Origin of the sequence: Pseudomonas sp., from assembly GCF_050739995.1 — a bacterium.
Classification (GTDB): Bacteria; Pseudomonadota; Gammaproteobacteria; order Pseudomonadales; family Pseudomonadaceae; genus Aquipseudomonas.
On the sequence record NZ_JBOICG010000433.1, the window covers coordinates 1 to 4398 of the forward strand.

The 4398-nt window shown below is 62.6% G+C and carries 2 protein-coding genes; both read right to left on the bottom strand.

Annotated elements, in window-relative coordinates:
- Positions 1 to 234: 234 nt before the first annotated feature.
- Positions 235 to 3318 carry an efflux RND transporter permease subunit gene (locus ACRESD_RS14465; protein WP_431751534.1) on the bottom strand — a complete coding sequence of 1028 codons (3084 nt, stop codon included), beginning with the start codon at positions 3316 to 3318 and terminating at the stop codon, positions 235 to 237.
- A gap of 2 nt (positions 3319 to 3320) precedes the next feature.
- On the bottom strand, positions 3321 to 4398 hold a 1078-nt coding region (locus ACRESD_RS14470), incomplete at its 5' end, for an efflux RND transporter periplasmic adaptor subunit (protein ID WP_431751535.1).

Sequence of the window (4398 nt, forward strand, 5' to 3'; positions counted from 1 at the left end):
AGAAGCGTTCAGCCCAGTCGTCAAACGTGTTCAGGCATTCACGAAATTCACGGAAGACGACTTCAGCATCGACCGTCTTTGCATCCATTGGGGTCAGGGCCAGCCTGCCAATGGCCGGATTCAAAACACAGCCCCGTCAACTGGAGCATTCACTTGATAAACCATCTGCAATCCCTCGCACTGTGTGATCAGGCGAGGGACTTTGCAGAGGTTTTCAGGGCAGGGGAGTAGAGCTTATCCGGCGGTTGCGTGGGATGTTTCGACAGCCCGTGTCTTCTCCCGACCCAGCACTAAACTGCACAGCGCCGGCAGGAACAGCAGCGTCAACACCGTGCCCACCAATACGCCGCCAATCAGCACATAGGCCAGGGATGACCAGAACACCGAGAACGTCAGCGGGATGAATGCCAGCGCCGCGGCCAGCGCGGTCAGGATCACCGGCCTGGCCCGGCGCACGGTGGCTTCGATGATCGCCTCGCGGATCGCCATGCCGTGTTCCTGGTTCTGGCGGATCTGGTCGGTGAAGATCAGCGTGTTGCGCATCAGGATGCCGCCAATCCCGATCAAGCCCAGAATGGCGTTGAACCCGAATGGCTGGTTGAACAGCAGCAAGGTCGGCATCGCACCGATCAAGCCCAACGGCGCGGTGGCGAACACCATGAACATCACGCCGAACGAGCGCACCTGGAACATGATCACCGTGAGGGTCAACAGGATCATGATTGGGAACAGCGCCGCCAACGCGACGTTGGCCTTGGCGCTTTCCTCCACGGGGCCGCCGATGTCGATCTGGTAACCGGCGGGCAGCTTGGCGATCAACGGTTGCAGGTCTTTGTACACGGCCATTTCCACGTCGGGCGGTTGCACGCCGTCGATGATGTCGGCGCGTACCTCCATGGTGGCCGCGCGGTTGCGGCGCTTGAGGATCGGTTCTTCCATCACCGCCTTGAAGTGCCCGACCTGTGCCAGCGGCACCGACGTGCCGGCGCTGTTGGTCAGGGTCATGTTGTTGAGGTTGCCGAGGTTCTCGCGCTGGTTGCCCTGGGCACGGGCGACCACCGTAACGGTACGATTGCCTTCACGCACCTCGGTGATCGGGTTACCGCTGAGCAAGGCATTGAGCTGGGACTTGACCTCGTTGGGCGTGAAGCCCAGCAAACGCAGGCGGTCTTGATCCAGGACCAGGCGATAACCGCTGGTGCGCTCGCCCCAGTCGAGGAAGGCATCCCGGGTGAGCTTGTTGGCGGCCACGACACGACGCACGTCTTCAGACACGCCGCGAAGCACGTCCACATTCGGCCCGGACACACGGAACACCACCGGGAATGGCACTGGCGGGCCGAACAGTAATTGCGTTACGCGCACGCGGGCCGCCGGAAATTCACCGGCGGCGATGCGCTCACGCATGTGCCGTTTCAAGGTGTCGCGGGCATGGGAGTCCGGCGTCTGCACGATCAACTTGGCGAAGGCCGGATCGGGCAGCTCAGGGTTCAATGACAGGAAAAAGCGTGGCGCACCGCCGCCCACGTAGGTGTTCACCAGACTGGTTTGCGGCTCTTGCAGCAAGGCTTTTTCCAACTGCGCCGCCACCGCCTCGGTGGCTTTGAACGCGCTGCCGGGCGGCAGGTACACCTCAAGGATCAGTTCGGAGCGGTCGGAATTGGGAAAGAACTGTTTCTTCACCACACCCATGCCCAGCCCGCAGAGTACAAAAGCGGCTACGACCAAGCCCGTTACCCACCAGCGCCGACGCACGCAGGTTTCGACTAAACCACGCAGTGCCTGGTAATAGCGTCCGGCGTAAATCGCGTCGTGGCCACCGGGGACTGGTTTGATTGGCGGCAGCAACTTCACGCCCAGGTACGGCGTGAAGACCACGGCCACCAGCCAGGATGAGATCAGTGCAAAACCCACGATCCAGAAAATATTGCCGGCATATTCCCCGGCCCCCGAACGGGCAAACCCCACCGGTAGAAAGCCGATAATCGTCACCAAGGTGCCGGTGAGCATGGGCGCGGCGGTGGAGTGCCAGGCAAAGGTGGCGGCGTGAATCCGGTCAAAACCTTCCTCCAGCTTCACCACCATCATCTCGATGGCAATGATCGCGTCGTCCACCAATAAACCCAGGGAAATAATCAGCGCGCCGAGGGTGATGCGGTCGAACTCGCGCCCGGTGAGCAGCATGATTACAAACACGACCGACAAGGTCAGCGGCACCGCAGCGGCCACCACCAAGCCTACGCGAAAGCCCAGGGCCAACAGGCTGATGACCATCACCACGGCCAATGCGACGAAGAACTTCAGCATGAACTCATTTACGGCCAGGCTAATGTTTTTCGCTTGGTCGGAGACCTTGGCGAAGTTCACGCCCAACGGTAGGTCAGCCTGGATTCTGGCTTCCTGGGTCTTGAGGCTTTTGTCCAGCTCCAGGCCGTTCCAGTGTTTTTCCATGATCACACCGAGCATCAACGCCGGGTCGCCCTGGTGGCGGATACGGTAGCTGGGCGGGTCTTCATAGCCGCGGCTGACGCTGGCGACATCGGCGATGCGCAGCACCCGCCCGTTGGCTTCCAGCGGGACGTTTTCGATCAGCGACAGGCTGTCGAAGGCGCCATCGATACGGATATAGGCACGTGCCCCGGCGGTTTCTACAAAGCCCGATGGCGCCACGGCGTTCTGTGCGGCGAGGGCGGCGAAGATCTGGTCCGGCTTGATGCCCAGGGTGGCCAGGCGTTCATAGGAGAACTCGACAAAGATCCGCTGCGCCTGCTCACCCAGGATATTGACCTTCTTTACCCCCGGCAGGTTGAGCAAACCCTGGCGCAGTTCTTCGGCCATCTGCACTTGCTGGCGATGGGGCAGGTGTTCGGCCTCCAGGGCGTACAAGGCGAAGTACACATCGGAGTATTCGTCGTTGAAGAACGGCCCAATCACGCCTTTGGGCAGCTTTGCAGCTTCGTCGCTGAGCTTCTTGCGGGTCTGGTAGAACAGGTCCTGGACCTCGCTGGGGCGCGTTGACTCCTTGTAGGTCATGCGCATTGACACGAAACCCGGCTGGGCGATGGTCTCGACGCGGTCGTAGTAGTCCAGTTCCTGCAGGCGTTTTTCCAGGCGGTCGGCCACCTGTTCCTGCATTTCCTGGGCCGTGGCACCGGGCCAGGCGGCGGTGATGGTCATGACCTTGACGGTAAACGACGGGTCTTCGGCGCGCCCCAGCTTGCCGAACGAGAAGACTCCGGCAGCGAGGATGGCGATGATCAAAAACAGCGTGACCGAGCGGTGCTTTACCGCCAGTTCGGAGAGGTTGATGCCGCGCATGCTCAGTGGTCCTGTTGGCGGTTGAGGGCCAGTTCCTGGGCGGGTAACAGGCGCACCGTATCCCCGCTGTGCAGCAGGTGTGCACCGAGGGCGACGATGATTTGCCCGGGTGTCACGCCGCTGTCGAGCAAGGCCTCTTCCTGGCCGAGGCTGGCGATTTGTACCGGGGCGAAGCTGACCTTGTTGTCATCACCAATCAGCCATAGGCCGCTGCCTGCTCCGGTGTCCTGCAGCGCGCCCATGGGTACGCGGGTTTGTTGGGCTTGGCCGTTGCCTTGCAGGCGCACGGTGATAGTGGAACCGAGGGCAAAACGCTCGACAGGGCCGTGCAAGACGTAGCGGGCGCGGTAGGTGCGGGTGACCGGGTCAGCGCTGGCGGACAGCTCGCGCAGGGTCGCAGTGACCGCTTGCTCCGGTGCGCCGAAGGGGAACGCCAAGGCTCTTTGCGAGGCTTGGTCGCGCTGGGTTTCCGGCAGGTTGACGATGGCTTCACGGGCGCCGTCATGGGCCAGGCGCGCGACGATTTGCCCTTCGGCGACCACTTGGCCGCGCTCCACACGAACGTCCGTGATGATGCCGTCGCCGTCGGCCCTGAGCACCGAGTAGGTGCGACGGTTTTCGATCTGGCTGGCGTCGGATTGCGCGGCGGCAAGCTCGGCTTCGGCGACGCGCAGGTTGGTCGCCGACTGGTCGAAAATCTGCCGCGACACCGCGCCAGTATTGGCTAGGCGCTGGTAGCGGTTTTCATCATCGCGCCGCTGGCGCAATTGCGCCTGGGCGGCGTTGACACGGTTCTTGGCAGAGCGCAGGGCCAGTTCGAAGTCGCCGATGTCCAACACCAGCAAGGTATCGCCTCGGGAGACGTGTTGACCGGGGTCGACCTTGCGCTCGATGACCTTGCCGCCGACCCGGAAACCCAGGTCGCTTTCGGTACGGGCCGCGACCACGCCGGTGTAGGCGCTTTGTTGGGCACCCGCCGCTTCGACTTTGGCCGCCAGCACCGGGCGGGGCAGGGGCGCTTCGGCGGCAGTGTCGGCCTGGCTGTTGCACCCGCTGAGGATGCTCAACAGGGCCAGAGGG